Source organism: Bradyrhizobium sp. CCGB12 (genome assembly GCF_024199845.1).
Taxonomy (GTDB): Bacteria; Pseudomonadota; Alphaproteobacteria; order Rhizobiales; family Xanthobacteraceae; genus Bradyrhizobium.
On the sequence record NZ_JANADO010000001.1, the window covers coordinates 5,819,220 to 5,838,716 of the forward strand.

Below are 19,497 nucleotides of genomic sequence, written 5' to 3' on the forward strand. Positions count from 1 at the left end.
AAGCTGGTGGGAACGCCTTCAATTACAAGCTGACCTTGATCACGTTATTCGACGACTTTTCCACCCCTCGCGGAGAGGCTTGACCAGAGTGCGCCGGAAGGAGGGCGGCGACAGGACCATGCTTCTAGGACAGCCCCCAAAAGGTGAGACGTTGGGCATTGCGCCGGCCAGCGGACGGCCGCTTGGCACAGCTTGACAGGCATCACGAGACGCCAAAATGATCCTGACTCTGGTGCTGAGCCGACTGCGCAACGGCGCAGTTCATCTCAACTCGAGGACCCGCAGCCACCGTCTGCGACACGTACATGCCGGGCTAGACAACGAGCCGCCAGACAACGAGTCGCCTCGCGCACATTGACCGTCCTTCCAAGTTGCAATCACAAATTGTCTCATGAAGAGCGGTTTCCCTCTGCTGATAAGCCAACGCAAGCGCGCCTCCAACAAAACAACGTGTAGCTGTGAGAAGCACGTGAACGCAATAGTTGAGAATTTTAATCTACTAACGCGCGATGGTATCGTTTTCTAAGGCAAGCTCTTGTTCACTTCATTTGATACGCATTGGCCGCCTCGTGCATATCGCGAACTCCGCCGATGCAAGGGTGGCAGTTTCGTTATTGCGCATCCTTACTCGAAGCATCACCATAGGATTAGTGCACAAACATCGCGCCTGAGACGTGCATTGGAGTCGGCGACGCGGAGCAGAAGTTTGACGCCGGCCAATACTGATCACACGGCAACATCGAATAATGCGATGGGTTGCTCTTCTTTTTGCGATGGATTGCGAGAGAATTGGCAGCTCATCCGGACCCTAGCGGGTTGCCGTGCCTTTCGAATCTCTATTCGTGCTGCGCACCGCGGCGCCTGACGTGATCACATCTTCGCCGACCGAGAGGCGACGACAAGCTTCGTGCAGACCACAGAGCGCCTGAGGCCAACCGCCTCATACCCGAGTGCGCTTACTGTCATAAAAGCCAGCGTAATGCCGCGCAGGTGAGCGAAGGGTTCGAGATCACAATCGCGCGACACGGCCTATCTAATGATTGACGCAGATCATCGCCGGAAATCCACTTCCTTGCAGGCTCCTTCCAGGATGGTAACGACGTTGCACGGGAAACGTGAACCGGGGAGTTATGGCCGGCGCGAAGTAGCAAGAGCCGGCAATGCCTCCCCCGTCGACGCTGTCGGCCCCGGCATCGAGGAGGAGCCAATACGTCCCAGATGCTGTTCGTCATGAGGCGTCAGCACCAATTCATTCGGCGCCGCGTGCGCCACATCTGAATCTAACGCCGCCGCCTTCATGTAAGCTTACGCGGCGAGAGCGCTATCGCTGCCGAACTTGCGGACAATAGAGCGGTTAGAGCCAGTGGTTTGATGGCCTGCCGAATGGCTGCTTTGACGCATGAAAGCTCGTGCGCTTGTGGCCTGGAATGTGCGACGGATCCGCGTGGATCTCGGTGTTCCGCAGGAGCAATTGGCTTACGATGCGGCGATTGATCGTTCATATATGGGCGCTATTGAGCGGCAAGATGCGAATCCAACAATTGATCTTCTCGATCAGATCGCTAAAGCACTTGGCGTCCATTCATCTGAGTTCTTTGTGCAACCACCGAATGGAGCAACGTCCTATGAGACATTGCGCAAAGGTCGCAAGCCAGCCCGTCTACGTCACAACTCGAAATAGCTCTCTGCTCGCATGAGTCCCGCTGAGAACAATGCAAGTTGGCGAACACATTACGAAGTTGCGGAAGCGGAAATGCTGCGCAGCAGAGCCAAAATTTCCGGCGTTACTCAACAGAACATCAGGTGAATTGGAGTGTCGAGGCAAATCCGCCAGCTTCTCGACGAAGATCTTCGTTGGTTGCGAAGCTCATTATGGTGGAGGGAGCTGCTACCCTTCTGATCTAGTCGATGCCAATTGTTATCATCTGTGGCGGCTTAGCGAATGACGACGCGGAACAGCGCCCGAATAGCCTCCTGGTTGGTGGTGATGCTTTAGAGATCGCACATCGTCAGGACGCTTTCTTGCTACGCCTTCCCGGTGCTGCGGGTTGTGCATCGCCGACCGGGCGGAGACCCATCAGGTCAGGCCGGCGCTTCTTACCGAGGGTGCGCTGGCAGGGGCCGCAGTAGAGATAGTTACGCATCAGCGCGACCTGCCGGTCGCGTGGTTGCACGACCAATGCGAGGTCAATCATCTCGGTATGCTTGCAGTGTTCGCAGCGCACCTCGAGCAGAGGAAAGCCGCCGGCGATCGCTGCCGCGATCGTGGGGGAGGTGTGGTCGAGCTCTCCTACAAACAGCGCTGTGTTCCAGGCCCCGCAGTCGAGCGCGTAAGCCTTGGCCCGCGCGGCGTCTGCGGCCGCGTGGGTCGTTGCTGCCTCCTCAATGAGATGTGCAAAGGTGACTTCCGCCTTGTGGATCTCACGGGTGAAATGCTTGCGGTCGCCGCCAGACATAGGCGGCGGCTTGATGATGCGGGCGGCTGACATGCGAGCCATAAATACGACCAAGTGCAGGCACGCAATTCTTCGATATATTGGGTAGACCATGCTCCACGGCTACTGTCTCTCGTGGGTGTGGATAAGCACTCCAGTGCAGAACCGCAAAACTGCTGATTGTTAAGGGTGTTTCGAGGTCACTTGGTTCCGGTTACGATGCCAACACAAGGGCAGCCCAGTTGAACGAACAATTTCGCCGAGCAACCGCAGCAATTCCTGAGCTGTTCCACCGGTTGATCACGTCAGAGCCGTTCCTAGAGAAGGGCATCGCCGCCCAGAAAGGGAAGTCCGGCGTCTACGCATTTTTCGAAAACGATGTCCCGGTGCACGTTGGGCGAACTCGCAACTTAGGGGGGCGATTAAGGGGTCATATTACCAAGAGCCACTTTTCAGCTTCGTTTGCATTTAAGCGCACTCGTCGGGAGAAGAACGTTGTCGCGACCTATGTTACAGCAGGTTCGCGGGCTGCACTCGTAAAGGAAGCGGAATTTGAAGCTGAGTTCTTTCGCCAGATCGGGCTGGTAAAATTGATACACGTTCGGTTTGTAGAAATCGCAGATCCGATCGCCCAATATTTGCTTGAGCTATATGCTCATCTTACTCGGATTGCCTTTAGACAAGTTCGAGACCCATTGACCGATGAGTTTCGATCGTGCCAGTTCCGAAAGCGTCTCTAGCCTCACCTTTTTCGGTGAGGCGTCGCAACATCGATGACTACACCGCCTCCATCTCGGGTGAACGCCCGACATGAACAGTTGCGTCCGAAAGCGTTGCGTTTGCTTGTTCGTCTGCTTGCTTCAGCGCAGCTCGATGACATCGATGGGCCGCGAGCTCCAATTGCTTCACATTAGCGCCTGTGACCGCATTCCCCGCCTTTGCGACTAGATTGAACCACTCATCAGAAGGAAAGCCGCTCGTATCCCAGTTCAAGGAGACATACGTCACGAAACTCGGATCACAGATCAGAACCATATCCGGTCGCTTGAAGAAGACACTGCCGCCAGACGGCGACAAATGATCGAAATGCGTGCTTGTCCGTTTGATGATCCGGGCCGTGCACTCAGGCGTCTCGACTGAATGCTCGCCGGCCCACGCAAAAGCGGTGAACAATAGGCTTATAGCGCCGCAAACATAAACATTTGTCAGGCGCTGCGTTTTCGTTGCTCGTCGAAGCTCGGTTTGCAGAAGTGTCACCGACCTACAATCGGCGCGCAGCGGTCGAAAGGCGCCGATAGGCTTGCGTATCCGCCAGTTGTGGCGAGACATTGGAAATTCGGTCAAGGGCGTCAGTCAGATCGTAGGGAATAACCGCTCCTTCCGACGTACCGACTGTTAGGTCGAGCAGCCGGAGAAGCGACTTCGCTTTTGCACCATCGTCGATCATTGCTAGTTTTCGATCGCCGTCTTCATCGCCGTATAGACCATAATCAAGCATTGACCAACAATCAAAGGGCACTAGAAATCGTTCGATTGTGGCAACTGCCTCCGCGAACGCCGCTCTTGAAGTCGCCGGAAGATCGGCAAAGGCTTTACTCACGCCCGGTGTGGAGAGAGAGCGTTCCTGCGGCCACACCATTTGTAAAAATGGTGCAGCCGCAGTCCGAAACAAAAGGTCTGCAGGCTTGTCTGATCGTGCTGACATATCTCTGATGAATTGTTGCACCGCATTTGCTGCGGTGGCTCTGACCTCATCCTCAAGCGTGCGGATCATCTGCGTGACCCGCCGGTTTGGAATAGCCGGAGCGCGATCCGCCAGGAATGCGTGAAGGCTCTCGACGACCACACTGAAGGCGAGCCTGCCACGCGTTTCTCGACCCAATCGCGTATCACAGGCCCGCTCGGCGATGGGACTGCCTATTGCCGAGAGCGTATCAACGAAGCGCGTTCGCCTTGCGATAGCCCTCCACAGAGCCAACGATGCAGGGTCGTCCTTAAGCAAGGGTCGGACGAGCTGCCGTTCTGCCCAATCGTGATCGGCCCGTAAGAAGTATGGCAGCGCTTCTATAAGTCGGTGTCGCGCTATTAGTCCACTTCGACCGTCTGCAAGCATCAGGGCATCGCGCATTTTCCGTAGGTTTTGATCGACGTCGATCGGATCGGGTTTTGTTTGAAGCGAAGGGCACGCCGTAAGGAATACGCCTACCAGCTTTCCGGCTGGCGTGTTGAGCGTGTCGAGGTCCATTGGCTCCCGAGCAGCATCTGGACTAAGAGCTGTAGCACCGAGATCAGCATCGTCTGCGTCATTCTTGCCTGTCTCGTTGGTGGCGCGCACAGCTAGGGGCCATACTCTGAACCATACTGCGTAACCAAATGGCGAGGTAGCAACCGCCTGGCTCCACCGACCTAGCCAATTGCTGATGCCTTCAACGGCGAGATGCAAGGTATTGTCGGATTGATCGAGGAGAAGCGCGAGCACGCGATCCGCTTCGTTCTGCAGGCTGTCGGGTGCATCATTCGGCTGGAGCTGCTTCGGGGAGTGCGCCCATCCGAAGCGCTCCAAAATCTTTGGAAACTCGTCGCCCTCAATATCAGCAATCTCTAGATCGCGCAGCACAAACTTGGTTCTATCTGGCTGACGCAGCCAATCATCCGCGCGACTGGCTGGGTCATTTAGCCAGCTGCGGGCGCTCCCTAGTGCCGCTTCCAATGCTCGTAAGCGAGGAAGCCCTTCGAGGGCATCAAACCGATCGTCTGGCTCGGCGATGACGTCTTTTACAACTGGCCCCTCCGGAAAACCTTCGTTCGGCGGCATGGCCCGTAGGTCCGGAAAAAGCTCGAGGTTTGAAGCCAGGACGTTGCTAGCGCGCGCGGGTAAATTCGCGCCGAATTTTGATATTCGAGCCAACTCTCGAACGGTCCAGTAAAGACGCCCGTTTCTGACTTTTTCAGGTTCGGTCCGGCGCGGCCAAAAGTTGCGGGGCGGCCCCTTAGTCAATCGTTCCGCAAGCAACTGTTGCGTGGCCTCATCGAGCTGATGAAACCGAGCAGCTCTAAGCTCGGCAATTTCAGGAAAGGCGTGCAAGCGCCAAAATAGACGATCGTTCAGTTCGACTAGGAACGCTGCAACCTCCGAGATGGGTATAAGCGCAAAGCTCTTGGCGGCCGCAGCCCAGAGCCGGACATGGATTGCCGATGCTGCGGATTTCCAGCGCGATACAAAAGGAAGACTTCGCGCCGGGCTTACGGCGCCGATCTGTGCAACGACCGCAAACAACAACTTCACGGACGGCGCGATGCCATGATGATACGCGTCCGGGTCTTCGATGCCGTCGGCTGTTCGTCGGCCTCGCACAATGTAATTGACGCGATACAGGTCTCCCAGCTGCCAAAGCCGGCTCCATCCATCCCAGCCTATGCGCCGTCCGATATCGAGGCCGTGAGTTACGGCACTCTCTAATGCTTCCGCCATAGCTGATAGGAAGGCGACATCCTCAATGCGATCGAGTTCGAGGACGTCTAAGTTTACGAGATCGCCACTCGCTAGCTTTGCAGACAATAAGTCACGAAATGATTTGGGCCGGCGAGGAGTTTTAGTGAGGCTGCCAAACGAGGAACCTACGGGGCTAACCGAGAGCCGAGGCGCCACTAAATCGACAATGGCGGAAATGACCGATCCAGATCGATCGCCAGCTCGTAGTCTGCCCTGTATAAAATAGATTGAGGTTGAGGCGCCCGTATCGATGGGGCTCTCCGACCAACTTTCCTCGATCAGTCGCCACGCGGTTGCCCAGGGCTCGTTCAGTTTTCGAGCGCCGGGCCCGCTCAGCAGATTTTCGATAGCTCGTCGTTGCACTCGGTTGCCAGGTCCCAATCTGACAGCCCACTCAACTGTGCTTGCCTCTTCCAGGCGATCGCTCAGAAAGACATAGGTTGCCCTAAATGCAGCACGATCTTGCTCATCCAAATAGCCCGAGATCATGTGCGGCGCGTCCGTTCATGTTCTAACCCAATTCTAATGATCGCATCCAACCAACCGAGATCGGCTTTCGCTTTCGACGCCACCGATGACAATCGAACGCGCTCGCTTGTATTGCTGCGTCTGATGAGGTGATCAAATAGGTCTCTGTCGGCCTCCGGCGCGGCAGACCGAGCATCTTTTACGAGGCGCCGAATTTGAGCGTCAATCTTGGTCGGCTTTCCATTTATTGCCGAGAACTCGGCCCAGCGATCTAGGATCGCTTGAAGGGCTTTGTGATTATCTGCGGCATCATAGTGTATTGGGGTGATACCCCGGGCCTTCCAGTCTTCCAATGCGACCGAATCAGGGCTGTGCGTACCGAAAAACGTGAAGCGCTCCTTCAGATCGTCGAAGCGCGATCCGTCCGCAGCAACTGCATTCAAAAGGTAGCGCATCGGAGGATCGTTCGCGCTGTATCCGACGAGCACAAGATGGAAGAGACGGGCCGCGTCGTAAATGAAGTCAGGCACGACGCGCCGCCTCAAGTAGAACTCACCGAAATCCTGATCTGATAGAACAAGCTCCGAAAATCGGTTTGGATCGCGGTCTAGAGCACCGTGGACATGGAGCACCCCGGCAAATTCAGTCTGTCTGGTTGGTCGCGGAATTGAGCCAAGCGCATAAGTCTCGACTTGTGATCCGCGCTTTCGGCCTGCTTCGAGCAGCAGATCGAAGTTCGTTGTCACGATAGTTGTGGTCCCGCCACGGTCGGCCAGTCGCATCAGCGTTCGATGAACGTCCGCCGGTACATTTCCGTGTCGTCGCAATCGATTAGCCACTTCGCGCCTGACTTGGCTATTGCCGCTGGTCTTTTCATCTAAACGACGCTCCAGCATTCCGAGTACGACATCGTAATCGCCGACAGTGAAGCGTTTGACTTCCGCAGTTTGCCGATCGGTCAGACTATTACAATCAACTTCCCACTGGTTGCACACTCCGCGCGGCAGTCGGGAGAGAACTGTGTGAACGCCCGGGTCGAGAGCCTGATATACGTCGATGACTAACTCTCGGAAGTCTGGGAGGTTAGCTGGCCGGGAGATGCCAGCACCACAAATGAAGAGCACCTCTCCGCGAGCGTGTGCAAGGAGCAGTCTCTCCGGAATGGCGGCCAAACCGGAGCCCAGAGAAATGACCCGTTCCTGCAGTGCAGCTGTATCCGATCGGTCCATAGGTGTCCGTCGAAGCTCCGGTGTGTTTGCTTGATCACGGTAGTGGCGCCAGCTTTGCCGGGCGCCACTCAAAGCGATACTACGGCCCGTTCTTCAATCGTCTTCGGCCGATCCGGCTCCAGCCACGTCCATGATCGATCGCAATGATAGTCCCAACGCTACCGTCATGCCTCTGGGGCTCGCGCTAGCACTGCGCAGCCGTCTTTCAGCGCCGCCTCAAACACCGGCTTCAGGCGCGGCTCCGCAAGGATCGCTTCGCCAGGCATGAAATCACTCACAACGTGCCACTCAAAGCCGCGGCTCGGATTAGGTAGCTTCGTCGGATCAAGCACGTACGCCGCGCGGCCGGGGCCTTCTCCGAAGGCGCCTCGTTCGACGAATTTCTGAAGCCGGTTCATTCTGATCCTTCAAATGTAGTTTTGCGTCTGTTGCTATGACTGGCGCGGCGCGGCCGCCGGTTGCGAATGCAAGCGCCACGCTCTAATCGCGGCGATCTTCTGTCGGATATGGAAGCTGCCTGAACCGACGCCATCGACAAGCTTCTCAATGCAATCGAGGTTGGCCTCGCTGAAGTCTGCATGGACGTAGCGCAGTAGACCGTTGAGCATGTACAACGTGTTGCTGAGACCGAAATCCGATGCGTCTTCTTTTGGAAGTTTTGCAGCTGCGAGAGAGAGAGCAGTCTCTAGGTCGATGCTGCAACGTGTCGAAGTGTGCCTCATCGGGTTGTCACATGCAGGACGCGGTACCGTCCCACTGCACGGCCCCATGCAGGAGGACACATCTCTGCGGCTCTGCCGTCGTACCTTGGTCCGAGCTACCGCGAACGACGGGCAAGCTACGACAACTATTGTGGTGCACACATCTACCCTACCTGCAACGGCCATTTTCGGCCGTTACTAGCGCGCCGATGCCGTCTTCCGGCATATGCCAAGCATAAGCCTCCGGATTGGAATTGGCGTCTGCCACGATGACGGCGGTGTAGCACGGTGGCAGCTGTTCCAAACGCAGGGTACGCAACCCCTCTTGGGGCGGTGTTCCGCCTATGACACGTAGAAATCCTTCTTCATCTATCAGTCGCTGGAAGGCCCCGGTATTGGCCACAGTTATGCTTACTAGATCATTTAGTGCCACGGACCAAGGCGTCTCGTATTGGTGCGTGTGGCTATAAATGAATACGCGCATGGCGCGGAACTGCAATTGCCTCGCTCGAAAATGCCGACTCAGAATCTGTGCCTTGGCCAGAAACAAATACTGGCCCGATTGACCGAGTTCAGGGTCCGCACAGAGCGGCTTTCCCTGATCGGCAACCAGATCGCACAGGTGCAGAATGGCCTCATCAGGCAGGCTGGAAATACTCTTCGCCATCGCGGCGAGTTCGGCCTTGACGGTTTCTGCGTTGCCCCCGCCCGCTTTTATCTGGTTGCTTAATTCGTCATCGGGTGGCAATGCCTTCAGAAACAGATCAGCCCCGAGCGTACGCGCGACCGTAGTACTCCACTCCCGCTTGTCGATCGCGTCTGGGCCAAGGAAAGCTGCGCGCTGCTTAGGGGACGTCTCCCAGAGGTTGAAAAAGATAAAGCGTGCGATGTCTTTCGCGGAGCCCCAAAATCCGCGATCCGCGGCTCGATAACGCGCCCCCGCGCTCTCCGGGCTCAGGTTGTCGATGACTGGATACGTCTCTTCCTGCTCATTGAAGAGTCTCTGCACGAAGAGCTCTCCCCATGGCCGAATGACGTATTCGACTCCGCCTTCTCGCCGAACGATGTGCGGCCACTGTTCGTACCGGTTGACATCCATCCCGATCTGATGACCGTGCTCTGCGACGATCCGCTCGTCAGGTGAGGTCCAAATGCCGCTTTCGACCAAGTTGATGCGGCCGCTCGTTACGTTTAGCACCTCTCCGAGTGGCCGCCATACGCGCTCGTAGCGCAATGTGGCGTCGTGGTTGCCCGGCACGACATGCAATCGGTTCTCCCCCCGCTCGGCGAAAGCGCGTAGAATACTCAGGGAGTCGGAATGGGCAGCCACTACCAGACGTGAAAGCGCTTCCATCTCGTCCAAGGTGCAACCGAGGTCCGCGCTTGTACCTTTGCAAGGAATGCTCGCGGGCGGCTGCCACAGTTCTAGGAAATCACCCACGATGACGAGATCGACTTGGTCCCGCCCGCGGCGGGATACTTCCTGCAAAAAACCGTCGAGCGCTTTTGGCCAACGGAAGTCCTCGGTCGGATCCCAACTTCCGTCCGGTCTCCGCCCTACGCCAAAATGCAGATCGCTTATGAACACCAGATAACGCGATCCCGCAGGCGGAGTCCTATAGGGGGTAATGGCGATGGCAGGCTCATCCGGAGAAGTGCGTTGACCCGTCGGTTGGCTTTGCGTCACCGTAGTAGTGCTAAAAAGCAGCAGTCCCACCAGGAGACTCAGGCAGGCCGCGAAATCAGGACGAGAGATCATTGCTTGCGCGCTCCAGTTTTGTCGCACAGAACCAGCCCGGGATTTCCGAGCAGCAGGTATTCGAGTCCGATTTCTTCGTATCGTCCCTTCCCAAAGTCGCGCTCCAGACGGCTGGCGGTCCGTTCAAGAGCGAGGTTGAACAGATCGGTTATCGTAGGCACACCCTTACTTTCCATCAGGTCCTGCAGTGCCCCTGGAAATTCGGCGGCCAGCCGAGTACCATAGGTTGCTGGGATCGAGAAAGGCGACGCAATGAGCGCATCAATTCCACGCGCATTAAACTGCTGCAAGAATCCGGCGTCGTAAGCGGCTGTCACCGCGCAGGCAGCGAACACTCCGACGCTCCCTTCGGGATACCTACGTTTGACGTTCGACACGATAACGCGATCTTGCTCTCGTTCGAACCATATATGTCCTCTGCCATGATGAGCGAGGAGGAGAAATCCCTGTCCGAGTTGACTCTTTTCCGATGGGCCGTCGCTCTGCGGGTCGCCTAGCAGGTACGTTTGCAGTTTCGCAAAATCATGAAACCAGGCCCCCGGCGGATCTCGCGGCATCAAATCGGCGACATTCTCGTTGACATCTTGCAACTTGTTTGGGACGCCGAAAGTCCACTTATCAATGCAGGTATTCTTGGTTGCGTATCGCTCTCGGGGGAGCGGCTGCACTACGGTGATGGGCTGCTTCAGGACCGCTTCCGCGCCGTCCGGGGTCGCTGCCTTCGCGCCGAGAATACCAAGCGGGACATAAAAGCTCTGGTTCCGCCCGCCGACAAGGCTATCGGAAACCGCGCGCGTTACAATAACTGGACGCGTCGCCGAGTGCTCCACGAGTTCTTTGAATGCCTGCTTGGCCTTCGTTGCTTCATCCTCGGTCGACCCCCTCCCTGTAAAGAGCACGTTGGCAAGTTCATTGGCCACCTTCGCATAGCTTCCCGGCGTTCCCTTCACCGCCATGTCACGAGCCTCTTTAATCAGCAATGGCAACCTCGATGCATCGTTCACGTGCTTGACTACACTTTCTTCCGTTTCCCATGCATAAGCGCGTTTTCGGTCAGGCCGCCCGTCTGCGAATACAACGAAACTGTGGTCTTGATTGATATCGAAGATATGGAATGCAGCCGCCGCAAGGTTGCCAGTTCCAGCTGCTTCAACGTCGAGCGACACTTCCAGCAGAGTTTCCAGACCGGCGTGGATCTGCCGGTCTCCACAGGGGGGCGGCTTTTGTCCCGGATTCGCGATCGCAACCCAGCGCACCAGATGATCGAGCGGAATGAGCCCGGTTACGTCCAAAATAGAGAAGACGACGACAGAACAGCCGGCCACGTCTGCAAAAATCTTGAAACGTAAGGTGTCCGCCGCCACCTTCTTAGAGAATTTGGCAAGCGATCCTCCGTCCCTTGCATAGCGCTTTGCCTCCTCGTCATTCGGGGACCGAATACGCTCTAAGTCCGCCTCAAGGGCGGTGATGCCCACCTCTGGGGAAAAATGTAGACCACTGCCGCCCGCGAGCAACGGTTTGATCATCAGGGTGAGTTGCTTCCGCTCTTTCTCATCGAGCAATGTTTGGATTTTGGGACTGGTTCCCGAAGTCGCCACCGGAGACGCACGCAGTTTGGCGTATTCGAATGGCGAAAGGTCGAGGAAGAACGTGTAGCGGTTGCCAACAGTCAATGAATCTTGCGGCGATCCGTCGTCATATTCGAACCAAGTGTTCCAATAAGCCCGATTTGGTATTTCGTCGCCTCGATATAGGGAAGAAGCAGCCAGCAATCCGCCAATTACCAACGCTGCAGGTGAAGCGGCGACCGCAAGCTGAGCGGACAATACAAGTGTTCCGACTACACCGAATGCAAGCCACAAGGATCGAGGTTGCCGTTCGAGAAAGCGCCGAAACTCTTCCTGCAAGACTTCCGCGTCGTGAACTTCACTAACGAAGAATCCAGAGTCATCGAGATGATCGATAAACTCCCGATAAGCAATCGCAAAGCCGGAGAGCTCTCGAGATCTTTGAAATGACTGAAGGGGATGCCGAATTTGAAGGTGCCACAAGAAATCCCTGTATATCTCTTTGAGTTGCCCTGCATCTACCAGCGTCCGGAAGAACTCTGGGCCTCGAGTAGCGCGTAAGTGGTCTAAAAATTCCTTATGTATATTCGTCAGTTCGAGTGCTGTTTGCTCGATCGATCTGCCGCCGCGAAAATACTCTCGCTTCAGGACGATAAATAAAAACAGGCCAAGCCATAGTATCGCTCCTGCAATCAGAATCTGAGGTATAAGACCGATGTTCAGTTGCATTGCACAATCAGGCGCGCTGCTCCCATTTCACGGCTGAGTTTCGCCTAAATTGGCTGTCTTTCTTCCGGTTGCTGCTGTTCGATTTTTTGCAAAGTGTAAGAAGTAGGTGAGAGCCCAACTGACTCCTCTAGGGATCACCAAAAACGTATAGCTTTCGTGGGCGGGCTGACAGTCAGTCTAAGCGCAGAACGCACGGTTGAAAAGAGCGTTGTATTCAATGAAAAGTAAAGCCTCTACGATCCTCGCGTGTGATCATTACAATGCAAAGACAGGAGGGTGGCGATCCGCGCACCTGTCTATTTAACGGTTGTGCGCGCCACAAAGGGGCCTTGGCAGAAGTTCTCGATAGTGCGATGATGGCGCAATTGAAAATAGTCAGCTCGGTGCCCAATGGCGAGGCTGAACAGGGCTGGTTCCTTGGCCGTTGCCGGGACTGCCAAGGCCTCCGTCTTCCATCGGGCCGGTCGAGCCCCTCATGAGCGAAGACCATAGCGCTACAATAGAGGTGGTGTTTAGAGTTAACGATACTTCACTTACTTTCGGAAGGCGCCACCTATGGATCGCGTTCCTGTTCAGATCGATTACGCTACTTCCACCGACTGGCGAGAGCTAAGGCAAACACATGGTGACAGCGCTGTTGACCCGAAAGAATTGAAGGGCCGAACCGGCGCGCCCCCTGAATTTGGCGAGCCCATTTCCACGACGATCATTTTGACCCTTACGACCGGAGCTTCTGCAACGTTTCTTGCGTGGGTGTGTAAGCAGAGGAAACTAAGAAGGACGACGTTGAAAATCACAGTAACGGCTCCGAATGGCGAAGTCGTAACTATCGAATTGTGCGACAAACGGTACTCCGAAGGTGATGGTGACGCAAATCTCGTAACGGACCTCACAAAAGCAGGTTTGCCACCCCCTCCTGGCGGCTAGACGACATGCAAGAGAAGAGCTCGATCGATCTGCTGTCGAATCGGACAATTCTCCGAGGTTACTCTCGGCATCGTGAAATCTTTCTGGCGAGGCTTGGCACATACCCGCCCGAGACTCTTCCACAGTTCTTGCACGAGCTAACGCATCAATGGTGCTTCAATTCACCTGTTGGAATTGCCTTAGCACTTCTGCACCTAGAGGCAGCCGCGATCGACTGGAGTAAAGATACTGCACCTTCAGCGCGACAGAGGGCGCGCGATTGCCTTTTAAAAGCGATGGTCGCCCTCACACTGCTCCGACCAGTGGTTGAAGGCATGGCGCTCTTTGCTGAGTTCGATTTAATGGTGACGAGTTACGGGGAGTTATGCTCCAAGCCGGTCCTTAACATTGCGACACTTTTCAGAGATCCAAGTGTCCACATCCAGTTTGGACGCGGCTCGTTGACGGCAAATGCGAGCGAACATAACAAGTGGTCATGTTCTAATTTTCTTGCCAATCCATTTTATGCGCTACGTACGTCGCCGCATTTGATCGACCGAAAGAGCAGCCTTTTGTCGTCTCCATTCTCAATGGACGGAGACGCATATTTGCTGGGCTATCTTCTAATGAAAAGCATGTGGGTGAGCAGCTTCTCAAGGTTCCCGCGGTTGCTCGATCCGGATCTTTTTCAAATGCTGTTTCGTAGCTTTTTATTCAGTGATAGCTCACTCGTAGTAAGGTTGTTAGACCCCTCTCCGTGTACAAACGAAAGTTTTCGGCAACTTGCACTGCACATCGAGGGACGGCTACTAGAATATCTGCGCGTTCCGATTCAACAGCTAGCTACACAATACGAAGAGAAGAATAAGGGCGAGCCCATCGCGCGAGTTGGCTTGATGCATGAGATCCAGCGCGCTCCCTGGGAGGCTCCGGCTCTGGTGCAAGACGCCGCCCATGCTGTATCGCGCAGCCTTGAGCGGCTTGCTCGACTAGCATTTGATGATTCCAGTCAGAAATTTCTGGCGCTGTCACAATCGCTTATAGATCAACGAGAGGCCATGACCATATTGGCCGTGGATGCTTCGTTTCAGCACAATACAAAAGGCATGATGGTGATTACCTGCAACGGGCTCCCGGTGCACGTTATGGACCACAAATTGCGGAATTTGCCTGATAAAGGGCAAGGCCGGTTTTCGATACATCTTCTGCCAAACTCAGCACGCCAAATTTGTCTCTTTGAGCTGCACGAATCCCGAGAGCTATTGGTCGACGTTCTATTGAGTCCCCCAGAGGACGGGCAATCTGAAGAGCGCGAGCGTAACCTGCAGGCGATTGCGCAAGGACTTTCGTCGCGTGCAATAGCGCTTGAACTCTGCGAGAACGCGGTAGAAAGAGTGAAAATTAATTGTGGGGTAGACTGGGAAAGGACCGAAAATGCGCTTAGGCAGGCTGCGGCCAAGACATATATCCCCATGGCGCTATTGTTCGCGACCGATCGTGATGAAGTACACACGAAGATGCGTGCGGGGGGATTCTGGACATTGTTGGGTGGTGATACCACCGCGGTCGAATACCTTGCTCGGCTGTCGTGTTGGTCGTCGTGCCTGGCCGGCGACCCGCTTGTTGAGCTCTGCCGGTTGCATGGATTTGAACTCAACGAAGCAAATGACCTGTTAATCAACTATTGTGCATCCGTCGGTTTCCGGTTCTTCACGGTCGGTGACAAGGGGCGGCCCCTATGCATTGCATGAACGCGGTGCTGACCGCGCGCGATCTGCATCTCAAACGTGGTTCGAGATAGTCAACAGTCTGATTTTAGCCTATCGCGGACCTAGATTGGCGAGGACAGAATGTCCGCTGCTGAGGCTAGAGCTTTTCATTGCTTAATTGAATCGGAGGGGATTCCGGTTTTTGGCGGATTGTGATTCAAGATGCTGACTGGATTGGAGGCCAGCATCGCATGACCCGACCTCTTTCCCTGGATCTTCGCGAGCGTGTAGTGGCTTCGGTTTTGGCGGGCGAGAGCTGCCGGTCTGTGGCGGAACGGTTTGGTGTTGCGGTCTCGTCGGTTGTGAAGTGGTCACAGCGGCAGCGGGCGACCGGCTCGGTTGTGCCTGGCAAGATGGGCGGTCACCGCAAGCCTGTGCTCGATCCGCACCGCGCCTTCATCGTCGAGCGGATCACTCAAACGCCGCACCTGACGCTGCATGGTCTGAAGGCGGAACTGGCAGCCCGTGGGGTCAAGGTCTCACACAACGCGGTCTGGCTGTTCCTGCGCCGGGAAGGGCTGCGGTTCAAAAAAAACACTGTTCGCCCTCGAACAGGCTCGCGCCGACGTCTCGCGTAGGCGCCAGCGTTGGCGATCCTGGCAGGCCGGACTTGATCCGGGCCGGCTCGTCTTCATCGATGAGACCTGGATCAAGACCAACATGGCCCCTTTGCGGGGCTGGGGCCCCAAAGGGGCACGCCTGCGCGGCTTCGCCCCACACGGTCACTGGCGTACCCTCACATTCCTCGGCGCGCTCCGCCATGACCAACTCACGGCACCCTGCGTCTTCGACGGCCCGATCAACGGCGAATGCTTCCGCGCTTATGTGAAGCACCTTCTCCTGCCAACCCTGCGCGAAGGCGACATCGTCATTCTCGACAATCTCGGAAGCCACAAGTCCAAAGCTGTCAGGCAGATGATCCAGGCTGCTGGCGCCAGGCTCTGGTACCTGCCGCCATACTCGCCCGACCTCAACCCGATCGAACAGGCCTTCTCCAAGATCAAACACTGGATGCGGCAAGCTCAGAAGCGCACCATCGAGGACACTTGGCGCCACATCGGTCACCTCGTCCACGACATCCAGCCTCGCGAATGCGCCAACTACTTCGCCAACGCCGGTTACGCTTCAGTCAAAATGTGAAACGCTCTAATGCCGACTTGCGTTCGTGATGCATTTCCGGAATGCAACCTGATGATCACAATCCGTCACGGGTTACAGTCCCCTGTTGACGTCCCCAGCTATCTTTCCGGCCAAAAAAGTGAAATGCACTCAACGCGATGGCGCCGACAGTGGTTTCAAGCACAATCGTCCGTTGCGCGTACGAACTCGAAACGGACTCCCGATCTATGACAAACGCATTGCCGCGATGGCGCCGGATCACATCAACAAAGCTCTGCGGGAATTCTGATCGATCGAGATCAAGTCCGACAACACCCAGACCAGCGCCACACCCTCACGCTCATAATGCGTGCACCGCGCAGAAATCTCGGTCTGGAACGTGCGCGATAGCTGTACCTCGAAAACACATTCGGGAAAATCACGCCATACAACCTGTACATCGGGGAACTTGCCGTACTCGTTTTCCGTAGGGGGCCGATATGCATTTACCGTACTGGATACGTAGCGCGCATCAAGCTTCGCCAACGCATCGATCTGCTCACATAGCAAGCGGTGTGTTTGCGATTCCTGCTGACCATTTTACTGCGCTTGGCGGACCCTCTCTGGGTGGTCGTTTGCTCCATGATGCCACGGGCAGAGCGAGCCACCCCCTTGAAAATGGGAGGACAACGGGTAGGGAACGCCTTTCTTCCTGCGGGCTCGTATGAAGACCGGATCGCCGCACATTACACACCTGCAGTTCAAACCAGCTGACCACCCCTGGTGATAATCGGTAATGCGATCTCTAAGCATGCCCCATTCGGCATCGGGCATATCGATAAGTTCGCGTGCTGTCACGGGGCCGATGTCGCCCTCAAAAAGCGCGGCTTCAATAATTCTCTGGGGCTTTGCCCGTGGTCCTTGAAGAGGTTGCGTTGCCAAGGCCGTCCCTCACAATTCGGGATTCGTTTTATCTTGTCCGGCTGGCAAAATGGTAGGGCTAAAAAGCTTAGTTATTGATTCGTTTGAACCTCACGTCCGAGGGCGGCGTGAAGCATCTTTCGAGGCGATGTGGGCGCGAGCACCGGTCTCCCCTGCGCGCAACTCGCAGAGGACCGCCCGAGTCATGCGGGAGGTGAAAGTGCAAGAAAAACCTCAAGCGCAACATCGCGACGGCCGCGTGGGCGGGCTAAGGTACAAGTAGCCAGATTCCGAGCAGTATTTCTGCTCTTTCTCGAGAGGAATGCATCTTTCCAGCGCAATCGATTTGCTTTTAGCGCAGAAACTACGATCGCATTTGGGGGCCGCTCGATTCGCTCGACGGTGGGCAGACTACGGTTTTCTCCGAACGGGACGCGATCCCGCCTGTTCACTGCACTTGGCATCTTCGACGATCGACTGACGGAACGACGGGCGATGGCTTCTGGGGATAGCCATCTTCGCGAAGCATTCGACTTGATCGTCGCCGAATTGAGGTCGCGGAAATCCCGCCGGGTCTCGAAATATTGCTCGTGCCAGGCCTGATCGCGACCATCTCCGTTCACTGTCCGATCGTTACCATCCAGACCTTTCCCATTCCTGTCGGCCTCCTCACATTTGACGAGCTGGTGGTTCAACGGATCCAGAATGTTCTGCAGGAGTACCGGTCGGTACTAAACAGCAGCTGATAACGGGATGAATCTATCGAACTTACGTCTTTTGCTCGACCAAACCATTGGCTGATCCACAATCTCGGGAAAACTCCACGGCCTGCTGCAATCGGACCCGGGCTGGCGAACGAAGAGCAGATTCGATGGAAGTGATTGCTCGACACGACCGGCCACGACGCGGCGGCTGCGGGGAATTTAATTCGCCGTCTTCTTTTCGTGCTCGATGGCTTTCAGCGTTCGTTTACAGGGTCGCTCTCCGATCACGATTTGCCAGCGAGTGAAACCGATTGCCGCGTTGGCGTCGCAGGCAACAAGGTTTCTTTGGAGGGCAATCAGTTGATTGTCGCCGTACCGACGATCCGTTCCCGTCGAGATGAAAAGTCCATCGTCCTTACGGACGACAGTACCGAGTTCAGCCCAGTTCCGTGACACATCAAACACGCTCGTTTCGTCGACCTCGATTCGAACGTTAGGAACGAGGATTCCCTTGTAATGTATGTTCCCCTGACAACCGAATGCTTCAAATTGATGCCGATCGTCCAGGAATATCGCTGTGGGCTCGTCGTGTGCGGTCGTTACCAGAAGCAGGTGATCGTACCGATCGGCCGGCAAGACCAAAGTCAGGCCGGCTCCCGCCCCGATATGCCCAACGCTGAATTCATTCGGTGAGAGCATCGCTCAGCTTCCTTGTAAGCGTTCGATCAACATGGACCAGTAGTATTCGGCGGCCCCTTCTTGTGACAAATGGCCTGCCGCGCTGCATACCGAGACTCTTGAGATAGAGATCGTGCTCGTCGTTCCGAACCGAAAGCGATTCGTTCATCGCGTTACTCTCCGTGCTCTCGCTCGCGAGATAGGCGATGCCGTCTGCTCCGATACCCCCTATGAATACGGTGCAGCGGGAGATCGCTCGGCCGCTTTGTAGACCGCAGCGGTGAATCGGTTAGCATCGATGCGGCGGAAGTCGGTTTCTATGCCCAGATTGCGGCGCTCCAGCTCCTGAAGCGAATTCTCGAAGAATTTTGCTATGTACTCGAAGCTCTCGTGCTTGAACTGGTCCCGATCGCGGTCGGTGAAGTCCTTGGCGAGCCGCAGATTGCTGGACCGGGGGCTCGATGCTCTAATCGCTGGCGAAGTCGACCGTGCAAGGCTCTGTGCAGTCTCGCGGCGGACGGCCGCCGTCGCGAGGCGATTTGCTGCTGCGCGAACGGACTTCGCGATCTCAAGCAGAGCCTGGTCTCGGTCGGGATACTGCGTGATTGGCTTGCCGTCCGGTGGTGTGGCATTCAGCTTTCCAAAGGGAGCGCCGTGCCAATCGCAAGCGCGAAGGATAACGGGCATCGATGGCGTCCCCGGCCTCATGACGCTCCATGGCACGCGTCATTTCGATGTCGTAGCAATAATCCGAGGCAAGGAAGTCGGCGCTCACGAGTAGTAGGATGATATCGTCTGTTTCGATATGCCGGTCAATCTCCGCGGCGAATTCCTGCCCCGCGCTGATGCGGCGATCATGCCAGACTGAACAACGGCTTGACGCTTGAGCAGCGAAAGTTGCTTCTCGAGCTGGTCGCGCAAGACCTCGTCCGCATGGGCGTATGAGAAGAATACGCTTGCCAAATGAGCCTCCCGCAACCGCGGCCTCTTGTCGTCGGCTAATATCAGGAGTTATGAGCTGAATAAAAGCCCGTCGCGC

Annotated in this window: 15 protein-coding genes; 4 read left to right on the forward strand and 11 right to left on the reverse strand. The window is 55.9% G+C overall.

Features of this window, described 5'->3' with window-relative positions; genetic code table 11:
• Positions 1–1,399 precede the first annotated feature (1,399 nt).
• Positions 1,400–1,681: a helix-turn-helix domain-containing protein gene (locus tag NLM27_RS26635; protein WP_254146119.1), complete on the forward strand. Its 282-nt coding sequence runs from the start codon at positions 1,400–1,402 to the stop codon at positions 1,679–1,681.
• Positions 1,682–2,009: 328 nt separating this feature from the next.
• On the opposite strand, the gene NLM27_RS26640 is transcribed toward NLM27_RS26635, so the two are convergent.
• The gene (locus tag NLM27_RS26640) at positions 2,010–2,489 is read right to left on the reverse strand and encodes a hypothetical protein (RefSeq protein WP_254146120.1); all 480 of its coding nucleotides are present in this window, start codon (positions 2,487–2,489) and stop codon (positions 2,010–2,012) included.
• Between the two features lie 188 nt (positions 2,490–2,677).
• Here NLM27_RS26640 and NLM27_RS26645 point away from each other — a divergent pair, with 188 nt between their 5' ends.
• The gene (locus tag NLM27_RS26645) at positions 2,678–3,175 is read left to right on the forward strand and encodes a hypothetical protein (RefSeq protein ID WP_254146121.1); all 498 of its coding nucleotides are present in this window, start codon (positions 2,678–2,680) and stop codon (positions 3,173–3,175) included.
• A 37-nt stretch (positions 3,176–3,212) separates the two neighbouring features.
• On the opposite strand, the gene NLM27_RS26650 is transcribed toward NLM27_RS26645, so the two are convergent.
• The 7 genes from NLM27_RS26650 to NLM27_RS26680 all read right to left on the reverse strand — a co-directional run bounded on the left by NLM27_RS26650 (position 3,213) and on the right by NLM27_RS26680 (position 12,382).
• Complete coding sequence (locus NLM27_RS26650; protein ID WP_254146122.1) at positions 3,213–3,692, reverse strand: hypothetical protein; 480 nt, start codon at positions 3,690–3,692, stop codon at positions 3,213–3,215.
• 4 nt (positions 3,693–3,696) lie between these two features.
• Positions 3,697–6,417: a hypothetical protein gene (locus tag NLM27_RS26655; RefSeq protein ID WP_254146123.1), complete on the reverse strand. Its 2,721-nt coding sequence runs from the start codon at positions 6,415–6,417 to the stop codon at positions 3,697–3,699.
• On the reverse strand, positions 6,414–7,625 hold the full coding sequence (locus NLM27_RS26660; RefSeq protein ID WP_254146124.1) for an SIR2 family protein: 1,212 nt from the start codon (positions 7,623–7,625) through the stop codon (positions 6,414–6,416). The genes NLM27_RS26655 and NLM27_RS26660 overlap by 4 nt, the downstream gene beginning before the upstream one ends.
• A 164-nt stretch (positions 7,626–7,789) precedes the next feature.
• A complete protein-coding gene (locus NLM27_RS26665) occupies positions 7,790–8,023 on the reverse strand; it encodes a hypothetical protein (RefSeq protein WP_254146125.1) in 234 nt (77 codons plus the stop codon).
• A 33-nt stretch (positions 8,024–8,056) separates the two neighbouring features.
• Complete coding sequence (locus tag NLM27_RS26670) at positions 8,057–8,347, reverse strand: hypothetical protein (RefSeq protein ID WP_254146126.1); 291 nt, start codon at positions 8,345–8,347, stop codon at positions 8,057–8,059.
• Between the two features lie 148 nt (positions 8,348–8,495).
• Positions 8,496–10,085, reverse strand: a complete 1,590-nt coding sequence (locus NLM27_RS26675; RefSeq protein WP_254146127.1) for a metallophosphoesterase — start codon at positions 10,083–10,085, stop codon at positions 8,496–8,498.
• A complete protein-coding gene (locus NLM27_RS26680; RefSeq protein WP_254146128.1) occupies positions 10,082–12,382 on the reverse strand; it encodes a hypothetical protein in 2,301 nt (766 codons plus the stop codon). The genes NLM27_RS26675 and NLM27_RS26680 overlap by 4 nt, the downstream gene beginning before the upstream one ends.
• A 932-nt stretch (positions 12,383–13,314) precedes the next feature.
• Here NLM27_RS26680 and NLM27_RS26685 point away from each other — a divergent pair.
• Complete coding sequence (locus tag NLM27_RS26685) at positions 13,315–15,039, forward strand: hypothetical protein (protein WP_254146129.1); 1,725 nt, start codon at positions 13,315–13,317, stop codon at positions 15,037–15,039.
• A gap of 209 nt (positions 15,040–15,248) precedes the next feature.
• Positions 15,249–16,197, forward strand: a protein-coding gene (locus NLM27_RS26690; protein ID WP_254146130.1) for an IS630 family transposase whose coding sequence is annotated in 2 segments (ribosomal slippage) — positions 15,249–15,584 and positions 15,586–16,197 — 948 coding nt in all. Because the reading frame shifts where the segments join, the coding sequence is not laid out codon by codon here.
• Positions 16,198–17,999: 1,802 nt separating this feature from the next.
• Here NLM27_RS26690 and NLM27_RS26695 read toward each other — a convergent pair.
• From NLM27_RS26695 to NLM27_RS43845, 3 genes are all read right to left on the reverse strand, one after another.
• Complete coding sequence (locus tag NLM27_RS26695) at positions 18,000–18,479, reverse strand: hypothetical protein (protein WP_254146131.1); 480 nt, start codon at positions 18,477–18,479, stop codon at positions 18,000–18,002.
• A 207-nt stretch (positions 18,480–18,686) separates the two neighbouring features.
• Positions 18,687–19,145: a hypothetical protein gene (locus tag NLM27_RS26700; protein WP_254146132.1), complete on the reverse strand. Its 459-nt coding sequence runs from the start codon at positions 19,143–19,145 to the stop codon at positions 18,687–18,689.
• Entirely contained in the window at positions 19,027–19,482 is a 456-nt protein-coding gene (locus tag NLM27_RS43845) for a TIR domain-containing protein (RefSeq protein WP_309144804.1), read from the reverse strand. The genes NLM27_RS26700 and NLM27_RS43845 overlap by 119 nt, the downstream gene beginning before the upstream one ends.
• Between the last annotated feature and the right edge of the window lie 15 nt (positions 19,483–19,497).